This window comes from Chitinophaga nivalis (genome assembly GCF_025989125.1).
GTDB classification, from domain to species: Bacteria; Bacteroidota; Bacteroidia; order Chitinophagales; family Chitinophagaceae; genus Chitinophaga; species Chitinophaga nivalis.
In genome coordinates this window covers 2,888,939-2,906,278 of sequence record NZ_JAPDNR010000001.1, presented here as the reverse complement: position 1 = coordinate 2,906,278, position 17,340 = coordinate 2,888,939, and the positions used below count along the sequence as shown (strand labels likewise).

The 17,340-nt window shown below is 49.8% G+C and carries 16 protein-coding genes; 12 read left to right on the top strand and 4 right to left on the bottom strand.

Going from position 1 to position 17,340, the window contains the following annotated elements:
- Nucleotides 1-47: 47 nt before the first annotated feature.
- Both OL444_RS11890 and OL444_RS11885 read right to left on the bottom strand, forming a co-directional pair.
- Nucleotides 48-920, bottom strand: coding sequence for a hypothetical protein (locus OL444_RS11890; RefSeq protein ID WP_264732981.1), 873 nt, complete (start codon nt 918-920; stop codon nt 48-50).
- A 176-nt stretch (nt 921-1,096) separates the two neighbouring features.
- Nucleotides 1,097-1,975 carry an MBL fold metallo-hydrolase gene (locus OL444_RS11885; RefSeq protein WP_264732982.1) on the bottom strand — a complete coding sequence of 293 codons (879 nt, stop codon included), beginning with the start codon at nt 1,973-1,975 and terminating at the stop codon, nt 1,097-1,099.
- 623 nt (nt 1,976-2,598) lie between these two features.
- Between OL444_RS11885 and OL444_RS11880 the strand changes: the two genes are divergently transcribed.
- The 5 genes from OL444_RS11880 to OL444_RS11860 are packed head-to-tail and all read left to right on the top strand — an operon-like array spanning nt 2,599 to nt 7,360.
- Nucleotides 2,599-3,834 (top strand): aspartate aminotransferase family protein, encoded by a 1,236-nt coding sequence (locus OL444_RS11880; protein WP_264732983.1) that lies wholly within the window; start codon nt 2,599-2,601, stop codon nt 3,832-3,834.
- Between the two features lie 11 nt (nt 3,835-3,845).
- Nucleotides 3,846-4,868, top strand: a complete 1,023-nt coding sequence (locus OL444_RS11875) for a zinc-dependent alcohol dehydrogenase (protein ID WP_264732984.1) — start codon at nt 3,846-3,848, stop codon at nt 4,866-4,868.
- A 57-nt stretch (nt 4,869-4,925) separates the two neighbouring features.
- On the top strand, nt 4,926-5,606 hold the full coding sequence (locus OL444_RS11870) for an HAD family hydrolase (protein WP_264732985.1): 681 nt from the start codon (nt 4,926-4,928) through the stop codon (nt 5,604-5,606).
- 38 nt (nt 5,607-5,644) lie between these two features.
- Nucleotides 5,645-6,799 carry an MFS transporter gene (locus OL444_RS11865; RefSeq protein WP_264732986.1) on the top strand — a complete coding sequence of 385 codons (1,155 nt, stop codon included), beginning with the start codon at nt 5,645-5,647 and terminating at the stop codon, nt 6,797-6,799.
- A 15-nt stretch (nt 6,800-6,814) separates the two neighbouring features.
- Entirely contained in the window at nt 6,815-7,360 is a 546-nt protein-coding gene (locus OL444_RS11860) for a DUF1349 domain-containing protein (RefSeq protein ID WP_264732987.1), read from the top strand.
- 23 nt (nt 7,361-7,383) lie between these two features.
- Here OL444_RS11860 and OL444_RS11855 read toward each other — a convergent pair whose 3' ends face one another.
- A complete protein-coding gene (locus tag OL444_RS11855) occupies nt 7,384-8,148 on the bottom strand; it encodes an SDR family NAD(P)-dependent oxidoreductase (RefSeq protein WP_264732988.1) in 765 nt (254 codons plus the stop codon).
- A 229-nt stretch (nt 8,149-8,377) separates the two neighbouring features.
- Between OL444_RS11855 and OL444_RS11850 the strand changes: the two genes are divergently transcribed.
- On the top strand, nt 8,378-8,995 hold the full coding sequence (locus tag OL444_RS11850; protein WP_264732989.1) for a hypothetical protein: 618 nt from the start codon (nt 8,378-8,380) through the stop codon (nt 8,993-8,995).
- Here the strand turns inward: OL444_RS11850 and OL444_RS11845 are convergent.
- Entirely contained in the window at nt 8,976-9,608 is a 633-nt protein-coding gene (locus OL444_RS11845) for a helix-turn-helix transcriptional regulator (protein WP_264732990.1), read from the bottom strand. The two genes, OL444_RS11850 and OL444_RS11845, sit on opposite strands and share 20 nt — an antisense overlap.
- Nucleotides 9,609-10,215: 607 nt before the next feature.
- On the opposite strand from OL444_RS11845, the gene OL444_RS11840 reads away from it, so the two are divergent.
- The 6 genes from OL444_RS11840 to OL444_RS11815 all read left to right on the top strand — a co-directional run bounded on the left by OL444_RS11840 (nt 10,216) and on the right by OL444_RS11815 (nt 17,216).
- Entirely contained in the window at nt 10,216-11,970 is a 1,755-nt protein-coding gene (locus tag OL444_RS11840; RefSeq protein ID WP_264732991.1) for an ABC transporter ATP-binding protein, read from the top strand.
- On the top strand, nt 11,954-13,717 hold the full coding sequence (locus OL444_RS11835; RefSeq protein ID WP_264732992.1) for an ABC transporter ATP-binding protein: 1,764 nt from the start codon (nt 11,954-11,956) through the stop codon (nt 13,715-13,717). The genes OL444_RS11840 and OL444_RS11835 overlap by 17 nt, the downstream gene beginning before the upstream one ends.
- Before the next feature lie 135 nt (nt 13,718-13,852).
- Nucleotides 13,853-14,062 (top strand): hypothetical protein, encoded by a 210-nt coding sequence (locus OL444_RS11830; RefSeq protein ID WP_264732993.1) that lies wholly within the window; start codon nt 13,853-13,855, stop codon nt 14,060-14,062.
- 87 nt (nt 14,063-14,149) lie between these two features.
- Nucleotides 14,150-14,734, top strand: coding sequence for a TetR/AcrR family transcriptional regulator (locus tag OL444_RS11825; protein ID WP_264732994.1), 585 nt, complete (start codon nt 14,150-14,152; stop codon nt 14,732-14,734).
- Nucleotides 14,735-15,275: 541 nt separating this feature from the next.
- Nucleotides 15,276-16,097, top strand: a complete 822-nt coding sequence (locus OL444_RS11820; RefSeq protein ID WP_264732995.1) for a PhzF family phenazine biosynthesis protein — start codon at nt 15,276-15,278, stop codon at nt 16,095-16,097.
- Between the two features lie 6 nt (nt 16,098-16,103).
- On the top strand, nt 16,104-17,216 hold the full coding sequence (locus tag OL444_RS11815; protein ID WP_264732996.1) for a serine hydrolase domain-containing protein: 1,113 nt from the start codon (nt 16,104-16,106) through the stop codon (nt 17,214-17,216).
- The last annotated feature ends 124 nt before the right edge of the window (nt 17,217-17,340 follow it).

Genomic DNA, 17,340 nt, shown 5'->3' with positions numbered 1-17,340 from the left:
TGCTGATGATGGTTAAATAAAAACTATGCTTTCAAAGGTACCTGCCCCTATGGCAGCGGCCCAAAAGTACCGTTGCCCCCGTTCCAGCCAAATCGTTGCTGGCTCTTTTTGATGATATAGATGGGATTGCCGGTCTTATCTACTTTCTCGTCTTCATTAGAGGCATCTTCTATATTGAGAATAATCTGGTCTGGCTGCCCGCCTTTTTCGGCCGGAAATACAAACCGTTCTTCATGATAATACACGCCTGCATCTGACTCATCTGTCCGCCCGGGCAGTCTTACCAGCCGGTTGTCCTGCAGCCAGGCAAAGTAATAATGATTCGTGGGAATGCCGCAGGCAGCTCCGCTGAAAGTGAGTACAATAATGTTTCTGACATTGGTAAGTCCTAAACCACTCATGATACGCCCGTCGGTATAATTCAGGGTTTCCTCATCAGTGATGCGAAACTCCGCACTGTGAATGGAAGTACCACCCGTCACGGCTTTCAGCCTGATCAGGATTTCGCTGGCTTCATAAGGCACGCCGTTATCCTGATAGGTTTTAGTAAAACGTCGGTCGATACCAAATATAAAACGGATATCTCCCCGCCGCAGGGGTGTGAGGGAAACAAGTCCCTGCCAGAGAAAACCATTTTTTTCTACACTGTCTTTTTTGTAGCTGATCTGTAGCCAGGGGGCGGTAAAACCTTTCAGGGCCAGGGGTTTCTCCAGTATCTCCCGGACAATGATTTCATCGCCGGCAAACAGCGTGTCCGCAATCGTTTGACGAGTGTCAGGGCCGGTACGCACATAAGCCGTATCGGTAAAAATGTACCGGCTTTCGCCTGGTTGCAGATTCCAGGTAGAAGCACGTGTTTGTGCGTAGCTGGTAGCAGCCCCACTTAATACCAGGTATAGGAAAAAAGAAAATCGCTTCATTACAGACAATTACGCAGGATATTGATTCATTTAAAAACAATAGGCATATCCGGATACATCCGGCTGCATTCGCCCTGTAAAATTGCATAAAATCGGGTTAACATCCATACCATCCCCCGGAATATACCTGATTACCGGGAGAAAATACGGTTATAGGGCGGTATCCTACGCCCTTGCTATTGATTAACGGGCTGTGTATGCAGGATATCCGTGACCGTCTGCCCCGGTAAAATGCGGTGTACCGGAATATTGATGGCATATTTATCACAAAGCTGCCGGATATGCCGGTCTATCTGCTCCGGAGTATAGCGGGAAGAAAAATGTCCAAGGATGAGTGTTTGGAGGTGGATGCCACTCACCATTTCCATAACTTCCTCCAAGGTACTGTGTTTATTGCCATGTGCGTGTATACCGGCATCTTCCCGGCCACCCAGGAAAGTAGCTTCATGAATCAGGATTTCTGTATGATCCCATCGTTCCGGAGATTCCACCGGCGTATCGCCGGAATACCCCAGCAGTTTCGTTTCCACGATGGTACTCAGACTTTCTTTTCCCTGTTCTTCGCCTATTCTTCGGATTTCTTCCCCGCTTAAATGCAGGTATGCTGGTTTCAGTTTTTTCTTTGTCTGAATAACCTGATAACTCAGGCTTTTAGTAACCGTATCCGGCACTACTACATGCCCGTTCCGGAAGGTTCTGACCAGCAGATCATCGCGCAGCCGGATGTCGGTGGCCGCAGCTACCGGTTGCCAGACAGTGCCGCCGGTATGCGGATCAAAACGGGCCACAAATTCAGCCATTGCCGGAAAGGATTGGCTGTCTTTCGGGTAGTAGATAACGGGAAAGCCTGTACGTGCATTCAACTGATTCAATTGCAACAATCCCGTCAGGTGATCCCGGTCGGCATGCGAAATAAATACCTGGTTGATTTTCCTGCTTTTCTGCAGCAATGCGGCGGATAATCCATCGCCGGCATCGAACAGCAGCCCCAGTTCTTCCACAAAATACCAGGTGGCAAACAAAGCAGTAGAATAGCCGGTAATCGTTAATGACATCGGTAGCAACAGTTTTTAAAATGATCAGATCAATGAGTGGGTAACAGCTGCGTAGGTCAGCATAGACATCAACCCGTCTGTAGCAACGCAACCAGTCCCCGCACAAGATGCGGTATATCTCCCGGAATATCAAATATGATGCGGTGGTGGTAAGTGGAGGCAGGTACTTTATTATCTCCCGTAAAGCGGTTTTTCAGGGGTATCACCAGCTGCACAGCTAAATAGGATTTGCTAAACAAATCAGTTAAAATAATGTAGTGCATTTTTAGAAAACAAAAAAAATAAAATATAGAGAATGGATTTTATTTTGGTTGACGTTTAACCTGAATTCGATTCCACGTTTCTTTTAAAAAAACTTGTATGACCCATATCCACTATTTGTGAAAACGGTACCATCCGGACCTGGCAGAATTATTTGCCGGAGCATGCCGCTACTCGGTAAATGATTACTGCCACCGGCAAAATCACTTGTTTGTCATCATTCATTTGAACGATACCCGTAACCCGGATTTTAACAGCTGTCTATTGTAGCTGACCGGAAACCCATTGCCAACGGCAGCCGTCCCCATGGCGTCCGTAAAATTCCACTTCCACATTTATGAACACTCAAAAAATCAGTACGCATGTCCAGCAACGTTCAATTCACAAAAGGAAAAGGTATCCGCCTTTACACACCACAGGAGGAAGAGTACATTGATGCCGTATCCGGCACCTTTAACATTGCCCTGGGTTATAGTCACCCGGAACTAACGGAACATCTTAAAACCCAGCTGGAAAACCTGGTGCATGTTTCCTCCTCTTTCAACGGCGACCTGGTGCAGCAGGTACTGACCAGCATCCTGGAACACGCCCCCGATCACATTACCGACGGCTGGCTGCGCGATATCATTGGTTCTACCGCCAATGAAGGCGCTGTAAAAATTGCCAACAAATACAACGGCAAAAATGAAGTCATCAGCCTTTCGATGTCGCACCACGGTCAAACACTTTATGCTACCAGCATTTCCGGCAATGCATTCCGCCGTAAATCTCTTTCCAGTACCCTTTTCATTCAGCATGGTACCGTACCGGCGCCGTACTGTTACCGCTGTCCCTATTCGGCCAAAGGCGCCCCTGCCTGCGGCTTTCTATGCACAGAAGCGATCTACGATTACATCCAGTACAGCAGTTCCGATAACGTTTCCTGTATCATCCTGGAACCCATACTGGGCAATGGCGGCAATATTGTGCCACCCGAAGGTTATTTCCAACGGATCAAAAAAATCTGCGACGAATTGGAGATTGTATTAATCGCTGATGAAGTACAAACCGGCATTGGCAGAACCGGACATATGTTTGCCAGCGGCTACTATGACATACAACCGGATATTATCACACTGGCCAAAGGACTCGGCGGCACGGGCATACCGGCAGCTGCCATCCTCTATCGCAGTGAACTGGCCGTGCTGGAAAAATTCGAGCATTCCTACACTTCCGGTGGTAACCTGTTATCGCTGGCGGCAGCACAGAAAACCATGGAAATTGTTTCCCGCGAAGGTTTCCTGGAAAACGTGCGCACTAATGGCGTACTGTTGGGTCAATTGCTGCAACAGCTGCAGGAAGCCTATCCGCAGGTCATTGGCGACGTACGGGGCATTGGGTATATGTGGGGACTGGAAATCGTCGACAAAGACGGGGCACCCGATGTAGCGCTTACCAACCGGCTCATAGAAATGGCCTTCACCGATCATCAGCTCATCCTGCGGGGATCGAGATATGGGTTCGGCAATGTGCTGAAAGTAAGACCCGCGCTTACTGCTACGGCAGATGATATTGTACTCATCTGCGATCGTCTCCGCCAGTTATTCCGTCAACTATAAATTTATTTTCCATGCAAGCCATTGTATATAACCGTCCCTGGGATGTTCAACTCACAGAAAAAGCAGAACCGGTACTCTCCCTGCCGGATGAAGTCATTGTAGAAATACGCGCCACAGGCATCTGCGGTACCGACCTCAGTATCATCTCCGGCGAATACGACGCCCGCCCGCAGGTGATTATCGGACATGAATCTGCCGGCGTGGTAGTAGCCACCGGCAGCAGTGTGGACAATTGTCGTATAGGCGACCGCGTTATTATTGATCCTACCTATTACTGTGGTTACTGCGAACATTGCAGAAAAGGACTGCGGAATCATTGTCTGCTGAAAGCCGGTACCGAAGCCGGCGTATCAGTAGATGGCACCTTTACCCGGTATTTCAAAACCACGCAGCGGTTTATTTATCCGCTGGCAGATCATATTCCGTTTGAACAGGGCGCCATGTCGGAGCCATTGAGCTGTGTACTCACCGCCGTGAAGAAACTGGCCGTCACGCCGTATATGCGTACGGCCATACTGGGCGGCGGCCCTATCGGATTGCTGTTCTATCAGGCACTATCGCGGCATGGGATCAGAGATGGTGTTATCTGCGAAACATCCCCGCAACGCATCAAACTGATCGAAGGCAATAATTTCCTCGCCAATGGCTGGCAAACAGCACCGGCATTTGTACCGAAGAAAAACCAATATGACCTCATCATCGACACCACCGGCAGCCTGCTGGAAAAGTCGATGCTGGCCATTGCCGACGGCGGCAAAATATCGCTGATGGGATTGCGCAACAATCAGCAAACCATCAACCCCAGAGAAATTGCAGACCGCAGCATTTCCATTATCGGTTCCATCGATTCCGCCGACACCTTTAAACACGCTGTGGACCTGATCAACAGCGGTACCCTGGGGCTGGAAAAACTCATCACCCATGCCTATCCACTGCAGGATTTCCAGGCCGCTCTGCAGGACCTGGGTTGCGATCCGGTAAAACAACAACGGACCAACCAGATTGCCAGTCTGAAATCTGTGATCATGATCTAAGTACGATGTAATAGCTTATTACTGACATTATTTGCTGACACCAAAAATTATCTCCGCATGAAATACATCATCTTCGATATAGATGGTACCCTCACAGATACGACCGAAATAGATGATCATTGTTTTACCCGGGCGCTCTCTGATACGTTCGGTTTTCAACAGTTTGAAACGAATTACGGACATTATGAAAACACCACCGATTCCGGTATCATCGACCAGCTATTCCGTGAACGTAACGGGCGCACCTATACGCTGGCAGAACGGGAAGCATTTATCACCCACTTCTGCGTGCTGCTGGAACAGTCATATGCCCAGGATCCTCACCACTTCCGGGAGATCCGCAAAGCCGGTAAAATCCTGACAACGCTTTGCCGGCAGGAAACCGTGAGTATAGGCTTGGCCACGGGTGGCTGGCGACAGTCTGCCTTATTCAAACTGCAATGCGCCGGTATTGATATCACCGGATGCGCTGCCGCATCTTTCGCACAGGACGCCATTGCGCGCCGCGATATCATCGGGCATACCATCCGGCAGCTCAATGAAAAAAACCGGTATGAAGCGCCTTTATCGGACATCATATATGTTGGCGACGGCAAATGGGACTACCAGGCTACCTGTCAGCTGGGTATCGGTTTCATTGGTATCGACAATAAAAAAATTGCACACCTGGAAGATATTATCCGGCTGACAGATTATGATGAACTATTCCGGCACATTGATGTAGCGGCTTTGTCCTGACATCGCCTGCGGATGAATGATTAAATTATTGATAGCATATGTTGTTAACGATCGAAACAAAACGGACTTACCGTATAGCAGCCGGTATTTATTTTTTCATTGCCGGATTAACTTACTCCAGCTGGGCCTGCCGGATTCATGACCTGAAAGCCTTCTTCGGATTGAATAATGCTTCCTTAGGCAGTGTGTTGTTTGCCCTGCCGGTGGGTCTGCTCCTCAGCCTTCCGGTATCGGGATGGCTGGTTACCCGCGCCGGCAGCCGCAAAGTATTGATAGCAGCGGGCCTGCTCTTTCCTTTTTTCCTTTGTATGATCGGGCTGGCAACACAGTTATGGCAGCTGGTTGGTATCCTGTTTTGTTTCGGTTTTTTAAACAACGTACTGGAGATCGCCATGAACACACAGGCCGTTGGTATAGAAACATTGTACCAGCGGTCTGTGATGGCCTCTTTTCATGGTTTATGGAGCCTGGCAGGATTTGCCGGCGTAGCAGCAGGCACCCTTGCCATTGGGCTGAAATGGCCGATATGGCAGCATTTCGGGCTGATTGCCCTGTTGTGCTGGTTGCTCGTTTTCAGCTCCTGGAAATATTTATTGCCGGCAGATGAAGTACAGGAATCGCCACCACTCTTTGCCAAACCGGATGGTTACCTGCTCAGACTGGGCCTGATTGCTTTTGCCAGCCTGGTAACAGAAGGTACAATGTTCGACTGGAGCGGCGTTTATTTTCAGAAAGTAGTAGCGGTACCGGAAATTTTTACCACGGTTGGTTATATTGCCTTTATGGCCACCATGGCCGGCGGGCGTTTTACGGCCGACAAACTGGTAACACGCCTCGGTACCCGGCGGGTGCTGCAATACAGCGGAATGACCAGTACTACCGGCTTATTGCTGGCAGTATGTTTTCCCGGCATGTATACGGCGACCCTGGGGTTTCTGCTGGTCGGCATCGGCGTATCGGCGGTAGTACCGCTGGTACTGGCCCTGGCAGGCAAGTCGGCTACACTCCCGCCGGGAGTAGCTATTGCGGCCGTATCTACGGTGGGTTTCCTGGGCTTTCTGATAGGGCCGCCGTTGATTGGATTCATTGCGGAAACCACCAATCTCCGCTGGTCTTTTGCACTAATAGCCTTGTTGAGTTTTGGCACCACACTCCTGGCAGGAGGTGTTGACAAAGCCACAAAACGACATTAAAATAAACTGTTTTTTATGCAGATGGAATGGTATAATGAACCCCGGCGCTGGGCTGGCGATCACCGGCAATTACAGGTAACCGTAGAACCGGATACCGATTATTGGCGCGTTACGCATTACAACTTTATCCGCGACTCCGGACCTTTTTGTTTTACGACCGTCAGTGGTGATTTTGAAGCCAATGTAAAAATCAGCGGCGCCTGGCAGGAGCTGTATCACCAGGCAGGCCTGATGATCCGGACAGACGCCGCCAATTGGATCAAAACCGGTATCGAATATGTAGATGGCGTACAACAGGTAAGTGCCGTTGTCACCCGGGAAGTGTCTGACTGGTCGGTAGTACCCCGGCAGGATAATCCGGCCGCCATCTGGATTAAGCTATTGCGGAAAGGTGATTATGTACAGATCTCCTATTCATTTGACCAGGCACACTTTGCATTATTACGGCTGGCTTATTTTACGCCGCAGGTAAGTGTACAGATAGGCCTGGTGGCCGCAGCTCCCGGCAGTCTGCCTTTTGAGGCTTTATTTGAAGATTTCACCGTAGTCCCGGTATCCTGATGCTTTGTCTGACGCAGCGATCATTACAGGAACATACCGCCGGATGCTTCAATGCGCTGGGCCGTGATCCAGCGGGCCTCTTCGGAGCACAGGAAAGTTACGATGCCACCAATATCTTCCGGTACACCCGTTCTGCCCAATGCGGTGTTGCTGGTGATATGTTGAATGACTTCGGGCGCATGTTCGAACGTATCCCTGGTTAAGTCTGTACGGATAATCCCCGGTGCGACTACATTGGCGGTAATTCCTCTCACGCCCACTTCTTTGGCGAGGTAGCGGGTAAATACTTCCACCGCGCCTTTCATGGCGCCATAAGCGGCATATCCGGGTATGACAAACCGTGCCAGCCCGCTGGAGAGATTAATGATACGACCATTGTCTGCCAGGTAGGGTAATGCCTGCTGGGTGAGAAAAAACACCCCTTTGAAATGAATGTTCATCAGTCCATCGAAAGCCTCCATGCTGGTTTCCGCAATACTTCCTCTCGCGTCTGTACCGGCGTTGTTGATGAGAAAGTCAAACCGGGCCACGCCTCTTTCGGCGGTCAGCCAGGCCGCCACTTCTTTAAAAAAGGCCGCATGCGCGTGGCTGTCTGCTACATCCAGCCGGAAGGCTGCCCCCTGTTGTCCGCGCTCCCGGATGGCTGCCAGCACTTCGTCTGCAGCTGCTTTATTACTATTATAGGTGATAATCACATCATGCCCTTTTTCTGCCAGGTGCAATGCCATGTTCTTGCCTAATCCACGGCTACCGCCGGTTATCAATGCTATTTTACTGTTTGTTTCCATCGGAATGTTTTTATACAGCAAAGGTCTGTGGATCGGGCAGTATGATCATGGTGATAGTTTAAGTATTTTGGGGAAATACCAGCTGGTCAAAAACCATCAAATTATTATTAATTCTGCCGGCTACCTATGTAGCAGCAGGGAGATCACTTATCTTTAGTATTATAACCGAAATAACCGAATTGAGGGATCAGGAGATCCCTGCCTGTATATGAAAAACCTGCAACAGCCTATGCTACTCAACTTTCCGGGTCAGGTAATCGGCGCCTTTTATATCCCCGCCTTCACGTTGTCGGCAGGAGAAATTGTGATGGTAAAGCTGCCATCAGGGCCATTCTTCCGCAGCACGATCCGTTCCTTTGTAGATACCTATCAGTCTCCGGGCTACGAACATATACACAGCAGCGTACCGTTCCGGCATGTAACGTATAGGACTAAACGAAAATTCCCGCATTACTTTCCATTAACCGTAGGCGGTTATTGTCAGCAGCATGGCAAACCAGAACACACGTTATTACAGGAGATGTATACCCGTACACACCTGCAGCCACGTACCCGGCTGAGTACCCTCACCAGCAATGACGAGAAATTATTGTCGCTGTTTACCACGCTGATGGAAACGAATAAATTGTTTTTTGATCTGGATGGGGTCAATGCCATGCAGGGAGCGGAAATTTTTCATACCATGCGGCATCATGTAGGACAAACCGGGGCCGCCGTATTCTTTGATTTCTGTGATGAATTTTTGCAACAATGTACCCGTAGTGTATTGGCAGGATATACGGGCAAACTGCCGGTAGAAGAGGCCGCACAGTTGTCGGCAGCGGCGTTTATTCCTGCGGTTGAATAAGATAGGCACAGCGCCGGCTGCCGGATAAAATATGTTCCGCGCGTGTAACCGTTACCGCTGCCCCCAATACTGCCTGGAAGATGGCGAGTTCCGACCCGCATAAACCATTACAATCTTTTGCAGCAACATATATGGGGCAATGATTTTCTACCAGTAGAAAACCTTCGGGTGTTTTCGTGTATTCGGCCATATAGCCTTCCCGGTTACGGATATCTGTTAAAGCCCGGACTTTACTTTCCAGGTCTGCAGCATCGCTCATTTCCTGGCTATACTGCCGGACACCCGCTTTTTCATTGGCCTCCAGGACGGTACGAAAGCCTTCCGCCCCCAGGATCTCCCGCATACTTTGCAGCAATTTCAGGGACAGTTCCTGGTGCCGGTCCGGGAAACGTGCGTTGCCGGCGGCTGTCAGTGACCAGATCTGCTGCGGGCGCCCCCTTCCTTTGGCTACCGTGGTAGCCTGCACCAATCCCTCATTCGCCAGTTTCAGCAACTGAAAACGCGCCCCCTCTGTCGTAATTTTCAGATCGGCCGCAATCTCCTGCAAGGGTAAAGGTCCCCTTGTTTTGAGTATCCGGATGGCTTTTTCATTTTCAGCTACTTCATTAATCATAATAAACAAAGTGTTTATTTGGTTATATGGCAAAGATAAGATTTTCCGGGAGAAGTGAGACCGGGGACTGTAGGGAATGCCAGCGTCGCCCTCCGGATAAGCAGGAGCGACTGCCAGTAAAATGCAGCCACATTTCCGAATTTGCCGCCGTGTTGATTCAGTTAAAAATACGGCCTTCCCACCGTATTTATTTTATCACAATTTTTATGGCAGGGAAATCTAAATCACTTAAATTCACATATCCTAAAAAAGTAGTAGAAGATATGCAAGACATTCAAATACAATAAACCTATGTTGTAGAATATCAGCAACGTAACCCATTCAGCTTATAACATATCGGCCCTTATAAATGTAACAGGTAACCCACCTCCGTGCGTGTTAATGCTACATGTGTAAAAACCGGACACCTGCAATATTATTGATAAGAAGGACTTAACCCCAACCTTTTATCTCATCAAATAGTCGTTGGTACCGCAGGATGGTTCTATATATTGCCATGCCAAAAGCAAACCGGCTGCAATAGTGAATGTGTGGCTGGCCGACTGTCATATAAATAACAGATAGATTTTCCTTCCGGGCTATTCCGGTTCACCATTTAATGTTAGCAATGAAACAACAAACAGGAAACCCTTCTCCTCCGCCGGCTAAACCGCCAGGCATGTTAAGCCTGCTCCGTCCATACCTTGGTTTGGTAACCTTACTGATCGTATTTACCCTGATCAGTAACGGATTAAACCTATGGATACCCAAACTGATCGGAGAAGCCATCGACAGCTTCAATCGCGGGCAATTTGCCTACCGACCGGTTATCATCGCTTTTACTGCCGCTATTTTTGTCATCCTGCTCTTTACTTATCTCCAGAATATTATCCAAACTTATGTATCTGAGCTGGTAGCCAAAAATATCCGTAGTAAAATATCGGAGAAAATAGCTTCGCAAAGCCATGCCTGGGTGGAACAGGCAAACCCTTCCCGGTTACTGAGCAATCTGACCGGTGATGTGGAAGCCATCAAAATGTTTGTATCCCAGGCCATCGTGCTGATTATATCTTCCATCTTCACGGTGATTGGCGCCTGCGTATTATTATTGGTCCTCAACTGGAAACTGGCCCTCGCCATCCTGATCATCCTGCCAATTATCGGCGTCACCTTTTCCATTGTATTGGGCAAGGTGCAGGTGCTCTTTTTGAAAAGCAGGGAAGTCGTTGATCGCCTGAACCGCGTCATCAATGAAAGTATTCTGGGATCTGCCCTGATACGGGTACTGCACTCCCAGCACCTGGAATACCACAAATTCCTGGAAGCCAATACAGAAGCCCGGAACATCGGGGTCGCCATCGTACGGCTGTTTGCCGCGCTGGTACCGGCTATTACCTTCCTGGCATCCGTGGCGGCGCTCACCATCCTGGTCCTGGGAGGCCACCTGGTGATCGATGGCCAGATGACCCTGGGCGACTATGCTGCCTTCGACAATTACATGGCCCTCCTGATATACCCTATTGTGGTGATCGGGTTTATGAGTAACCTCATTGCCCAGGCCAACGCCTCTTATCAGCGTATCCGGGAAGTGCTCAACATGCCGGATCTGCCGGATACCGGCGACCTGATTGCCCCGCTGCGCGGAGATATCACCTTTGAAGATATCAGTGTAAAGTATACCGAACGCGCGGTGTTGAACAACCTTTCCTTTTCACTCAAAGCCGGTACTAAAACAGCCGTGATAGGCCCTACGGCTGCCGGTAAAACGCAACTGCTGTACCTCCTCACCGGCCTGGCCAAACCTACTACCGGCACCGTAAGCATCGACGGTCATCCTGCAGATGCCTACAACCGGGAAAACTTCTACAAACAGGTAGGATTTGTATTCCAGGATAGCATCATCTTCAATATCAGTATCCGGGAAAACATTGCTTTCCGGGAAGCTGTTTCGGAAGAAGATCTTCAAAAAGCCATTGACACGGCAGAACTGACGGAATACATCGCCGGGTTGCCGGATAAGCTGGAAACCCTCGTATCTGAAAGAGGGATCAATCTTTCCGGCGGCCAGAAACAACGTATCATGCTGGCCCGGGCACTGGCCATCAATCCGAAAATCCTGTTGCTGGACGACTTTACGGCCAGGGTGGATACCAAAACCGAAAGGAAGATTCTCGCCAACATACAGGCGAATTATCCCGACATCACCCTCCTCTCTGTCACCCAGAAAATTTCCTCGGTGACGCACTACGATCAGATTATTCTGCTCATAGAAGGAGAAATGCTCGCCTACGGTACCCACCAGGAGCTGATCAATTCCAGTCCTGAGTACATCCAGATATTTAACTCGCAACAAAGCACCAGCAACTATGAACTACAATCTTAATAAACTGACGGAACAGGATGAAGTAGCCACCACGTCGACCTATACGGCGTTGAAGAATCTGATGCAGCTGGTCTCGAATGAAAAGACCAATATGATCGTAGCCCTGGTGGCCATCCTGCTGAACTCTGTTTTCAACCTCGTAGCGCCTTTACTGATAGGCTATACCATTGATACTTACATTGTACATAAACAATATCAGGGCGTACTGCTGTTTTCCGGCATCCTGGCGGTTATATACCTCCTTGCGCTGGGCACCAGCTACCTGCACACCAAACTAATGGGTGAAGTAGGTCAGCGTACATTGTTTAATGTACGGAATACCGTGTTTAACAAGATACAACAGCTGCCCATTGCGTTCTTTAACCAGAACCAGGCCGGCGACCTCATTTCCCGGGTCAACAACGATACCGAGAAACTGAATATGTTTTTCTCCCAGGCGCTGATGCAATTCGTTGGCAGCGTCTTCATGATAGCCGGCGCCGGTGTCTTCCTCCTGATCATCAATCCCCGCCTGGGATTGGCCGGTCTGATACCCGCCCTGCTGATCCTCTTCTTCACTAAAGTATTCTCCCCCTGGGTAAAAAAGAAGAATGCGGAAAGCATGAAAGTGATGGGCGGACTAAGTGCAGAAATCCAGGAGAGCCTGCACAACTTTAAGGTGATCATTGCTTTCAACCGGCGCGATTACTTCCGGAAACGTTTCGAGGAAGTAAACGAAAAGACCTATCGTGCGGCCATCTGGGCAGATCTGGCCAATACCCTGTTCGTACCCTTTTATACCTGGTGCGGCAGTGTGGCGCAACTCATCGTGCTCGGCTATGGTATCTACCTCATTTCCACTACGGCGTTCAGCATCGGCTTACTGGTGAGTTACCTCTCCTACATTGTACTGTTCTATAACCCGCTGCGGCATGTAGCTGCCTTATGGGCCAACTTCCAGATGTCGATGGCAGGCTGGGAAAGGATCTCGGAAATCCTGGCACTGGAAAGCAACCTGGTACAGATACCTGCTGCCACCGCTGCTACCGGCGAGGCTGTGGTGGAGTTCCGCGACGTACACTTTGGTTATCCCGGCGGCACCGAAATCCTGCATAATATCAGCTTTGAACTGGAGAAAGGAAAAACCTACGCCCTTGTAGGCCCTACCGGTGGCGGTAAAACCACCACGGCCTCCCTCATTGCCCGGCTATACGATCCGACCAGCGGTACGGTACTGCTCAATGGTAAAGACATCCGTACCTACAGCGATGCAGCACGCACCGCACAGATCGGATTTATTCTCCAGGAGCCGTTCCTCTTTTCCGGTACCGTGAAAGACAACATTCTTTATGGCAATGAACAGTATGTCAACCACACCGATGAAGAGCTGATTGCTGTTATCCAAAGCGCCAACCTGGAAAAACTGGTGAACGTGTTTGAAAATGGCCTGGAAACACCGGTATCGGGCAACGACAGCATGAGCCTCGGGCAGAAACAGCTGATTGCCTTTATACGGGCCGTATTGCGCCAACCCGCGCTCCTCATCCTGGATGAAGCTACCGCCAATATCGATACCGTTACCGAACAAGTGCTGGAAGACATCCTGGCACACTTACCCGCTACCACTACCCGGGTGATTATTGCGCACAGGCTGAATACCATTGAAAATGCAGATGAGATCTATTTTGTGAACTCCGGTGAAATTACCCGCGCCGGCTCGTTCCAGAATGCGATTGATAAGTTGCTGCATGGTATCAGAACCAGCTAACGACAACATATTACGATCACGCCCACTACTTACAATTGATCAGTAGTGGGCGTTTTTCTGTCGGCAAACACCCGCTCTCCCCGAGAAATACCACAACTGCCATCATATGTGCTGATTATAGTGTATATTCATGCCATGTCAAAACCCAAAGATGTTATCGTAACCCTGTCCAAAAAACATCCGCAGACCGGCGACGCGGCGCAGGCAGGCCACACTTTTGTAATTGGTGTGCTGGGCAGCAAAAAAGGCTGGTATGAAATAGATACAGAGCAACTGAACAAGTTGCAGAACGAAGATCTGCAGCAGGCCCTTTTCAAAATCATACATATCCGGCCGGCACATTGATATACCGGTAAGCCAGCTTTCCACTGTCTGCATAGGTTTTGTACCACGCGGTAAAGAATTTATCTTTGCCGGATAAAAACACAGCTTATGTCAGGCAGGCCTAAAATATTTGATGAAGCAGCAGTGATCGACAAAGCCATCGCGCTATTCTGGACACAAGGGTATGAAGGCACCAGTACCGATGCATTACTCGAAGCCATGGGCATCGGGAAGGGGAGCTTTTATCTTGCATTCAAAGGCGGTAAAAAGGAATTGTTTGAAAAAGCGCTGCTTCAATTCAGCCGCCGGGAGCTGACGATGTTACGGGAAATACTGACTGCCAGTAAAGACCCCATAGCAACTCTCCGGAATTTCTTCCTGGATATTGCGGCCTCTCCTAAAAAAACACATTTGAAAGGCTGCTTCATGGGCAATACCATCGCTGAATTATCCAGCCTTGATCCATCGCTCACCAAACAGGCTGCTCAACTGCTCAAAGACCTGGAAGCCCTTTTCCTGGAAGTCATCCGGAAAGCTGTGGAGAACAAACAACTGAAAACCCAGCAAGACCCGGTAGTGCTGGCCCGCTACCTGCTCAACCTGTGGAATGGCCTGGGCATCACCCGTCGTATGTATCCCGATCAGAAAACACTGACCGACCTCATAGCACTGCAACTGACCCTGTTGCATTAAAAGCCTGCCACCTGCAACGGGAGACAGCGCATCCGCAGGTTTCTCATCATGGGCCATATGCTATACCATACAATTTCGTATAACCATCACCGATATAATTACGCATCCGGTGATGCCGGTAACTGATGGCTGTTATATCAGTAGCCATGGTATTGCTTCGCTATGCCTGCCACACAGACAATACGCTACACCGGCTCCCGCACTATTATCCGGTAGATGCGGGTATCTTGCTAAATTAATTGCTTTACTTCAAAACGCTGCTACATATACCCAGTGCACACCGGTCATCTGGCTCATCATAGGGTATATCAGTCCATCAAAACAAATGAATACCTATCACCGATGGATATGCAGGTAGCAATCAGCTTACCTGCTGTTCTTCCACAGTATACCAACCATTTACCAGGGTGCCCGTCAACCTAACCAGCTTTATTGACCGGCACTGTTCTTATCAGGATCCTGGCAGCCAGGATCCCCTCCGGCTACCTGGTACAAAAAACAATATCTTTGCCATCACGTGCACCAATCGCATCACAACAACATGGACTTACAACAAATCGACATCTATCAGGTAGATGCCTTTACAATGAATATATTCGGCGGCAATCCCGCAGCGGTATGTGTATTGCAGCAGTGGCTGCCCACACCTGTGCTGCAACAGATTGCAGCAGAAAACTTTCTCCCGGAAACGGCCTTTTTTATACCCGGCAAAACAGCTACTGATTTTGAGCTGCGGTGGTTCACACCCGAAATAGAAATGGACCTGTGCGGCCATGCTACCCTGGCCACCGCACATGTACTCTTTCATCATATAGGCGTTCCCGGTAACAATATTACCTTCTCCAGCAACAGCGGCGTGTTGCCCGTCAGTAAAAAGGGCGCTATCCTCACACTGGACTTTCCCTCCCGGCCACCCGAGCCGGCGACCCTGCCGTCCGTTTTCCTGGAAGGCCTGGGGGTTACGCCCACGGCCGTATTTAAATCGCGGGATTACGTGGTGTTATATGAGCACGAAAGCATTATCCGGCAACTGCAGCCCAACCCGGCCCTTATTCATCAGCTGAATATAGATCCCGGCGGCATTGTCGTAACCGCTCCGGGTGAAAGCGTGGATTTTGTATCCCGGTTCTTTACCCCGCAGGCCAGTATTTTTGAAGATCCGGTAACCGGTTCAGCCCATTGCTCCCTCATTCCATTCTGGAGCAAACGCCTTAATAAAACGACGCTGACCGCCCAACAGTTGTCTGCCAGAATCGGGGAATTGTATTGCACCGATCAGGGAGACAGAGTGCTGATTGGCGGCGCCTGTAAAACCTATCTGGTTGGTAAAATTTTCGTACCCACGCATCACTTTGCAGGATAAACTTTTATGATGACCTATCCCTTCCTGCTGCTGTGGAGCTGTTTGAGCAACAGCCCCACAGCAGATAGTACCTTGACGATTCCCCAGGTAGACCGGACCGTACACGCCTATATGCAGCGGTATCAGGTGCCTGGTATGGCGGTTGCCATTACCCTGCATGGCAAACTGGTATATGCTAAAGGTTATGGCCAGGCAGATACCACCCAACATACACCGGTAACACCCGCCAGCCTGTTCCGCATTGCCAGTGTATCCAAGTCCATCACGGCAGTGGCTATACTAAAACTGGTTTCCGATAAAAAACTATCGCTGAACGATTTGGTATTCGGGCCTAAGGGGCGACTGGGTATCCGCTATGGGCATCGGCCCTACTCCCCCTACCTCCGGCAGGTAACTATCCGGCATCTGCTACAGCATACCGCAGGTGGCTGGACCAATAACGCCCGGGACCCGATGTTTCTTTATCCCCAACTTACTGCCGACTCCCTGATTTCCCGCATCCTGGATACCGCTCCCCTGCAACACCGGCCGGGTGCTGTTTATGCCTATTCCAATTTCGGCTACTGTATACTTGCCCGGATCATTGAAAAGGTAACCGGCATGTCTTACGAACAGTATGTACAAACCGCATTGCTGGCGCCGGCAGGAATTTCTACCATGCAGATAGGCGGCAACACCGTCGCCGACCGCAAGCCCGGCGAAGTAACCTACTATGGCCAGCAACAGGAGCAACCCTATATCTACAACATCACCCGGATGGATGGCCATGGTGGCTGGATTGCTTCGGCAACCGACCTTGCCCGTTTCCTGGTACGGGTAGATGGTTTTGCTACGCCGCCGGATTTACTGGACAGGACAACGCTCCGTCTCATGACCACTCCGTCCGCTGCCAATCCCAGCTATGCAGCCGGCTGGCTGGTGAATGCGTGGCAAAGCTGGTGGCATGCCGGCGCCTTGCCCGGTACGGCCAGCGAGATTGTGCGCACCGCCCGCGGATTTAACTGGGTGGTACTTTGCAATACCCGTTCCGACAAAGGATTTTTTAATGACCTGGATGGCCTGATCTGGGAAGCGGTCAATGATCCTGCTACCCGGTGGCCGGAAGCAGATTTATTCTGATCCCGACAGCATAATCAGATAAATATCGTATAGTCATCTACGTTACCTACCACAAAAATACAGGCTCTCTTGCGCAGGATAAGCGGAGGAGCCGCATCTACTATTTCATGGTGCAACATCCTTC

What these genes read in the sequence shown, in the direction of transcription:
- OL444_RS11890 (WP_264732981.1), bottom strand. Translation starts at nt 920, where the DNA reads ATGAAGCGATTTTCTTTTTTCCTATACCTGGTATTAAGTGGGGCTGCT.
- OL444_RS11885 (WP_264732982.1), bottom strand. Translation starts at nt 1,975, where the DNA reads ATGTCATTAACGATTACCGGCTATTCTACTGCTTTGTTTGCCACCTGG.
- OL444_RS11880 (WP_264732983.1), top strand. Translation starts at nt 2,599, where the DNA reads ATGTCCAGCAACGTTCAATTCACAAAAGGAAAAGGTATCCGCCTTTAC.
- OL444_RS11875 (WP_264732984.1), top strand. Translation starts at nt 3,846, where the DNA reads ATGCAAGCCATTGTATATAACCGTCCCTGGGATGTTCAACTCACAGAA.
- OL444_RS11870 (WP_264732985.1), top strand. Translation starts at nt 4,926, where the DNA reads ATGAAATACATCATCTTCGATATAGATGGTACCCTCACAGATACGACC.
- OL444_RS11865 (WP_264732986.1), top strand. Translation starts at nt 5,645, where the DNA reads ATGTTGTTAACGATCGAAACAAAACGGACTTACCGTATAGCAGCCGGT.
- OL444_RS11860 (WP_264732987.1), top strand. Translation starts at nt 6,815, where the DNA reads ATGCAGATGGAATGGTATAATGAACCCCGGCGCTGGGCTGGCGATCAC.
- OL444_RS11855 (WP_264732988.1), bottom strand. Translation starts at nt 8,148, where the DNA reads ATGGAAACAAACAGTAAAATAGCATTGATAACCGGCGGTAGCCGTGGA.
- OL444_RS11850 (WP_264732989.1), top strand. Translation starts at nt 8,378, where the DNA reads ATGCTACTCAACTTTCCGGGTCAGGTAATCGGCGCCTTTTATATCCCC.
- OL444_RS11845 (WP_264732990.1), bottom strand. Translation starts at nt 9,608, where the DNA reads ATGATTAATGAAGTAGCTGAAAATGAAAAAGCCATCCGGATACTCAAA.
- OL444_RS11840 (WP_264732991.1), top strand. Translation starts at nt 10,216, where the DNA reads ATGAAACAACAAACAGGAAACCCTTCTCCTCCGCCGGCTAAACCGCCA.
- OL444_RS11835 (WP_264732992.1), top strand. Translation starts at nt 11,954, where the DNA reads ATGAACTACAATCTTAATAAACTGACGGAACAGGATGAAGTAGCCACC.
- OL444_RS11830 (WP_264732993.1), top strand. Translation starts at nt 13,853, where the DNA reads ATGTCAAAACCCAAAGATGTTATCGTAACCCTGTCCAAAAAACATCCG.
- OL444_RS11825 (WP_264732994.1), top strand. Translation starts at nt 14,150, where the DNA reads ATGTCAGGCAGGCCTAAAATATTTGATGAAGCAGCAGTGATCGACAAA.
- OL444_RS11820 (WP_264732995.1), top strand. Translation starts at nt 15,276, where the DNA reads ATGGACTTACAACAAATCGACATCTATCAGGTAGATGCCTTTACAATG.
- OL444_RS11815 (WP_264732996.1), top strand. Translation starts at nt 16,104, where the DNA reads ATGATGACCTATCCCTTCCTGCTGCTGTGGAGCTGTTTGAGCAACAGC.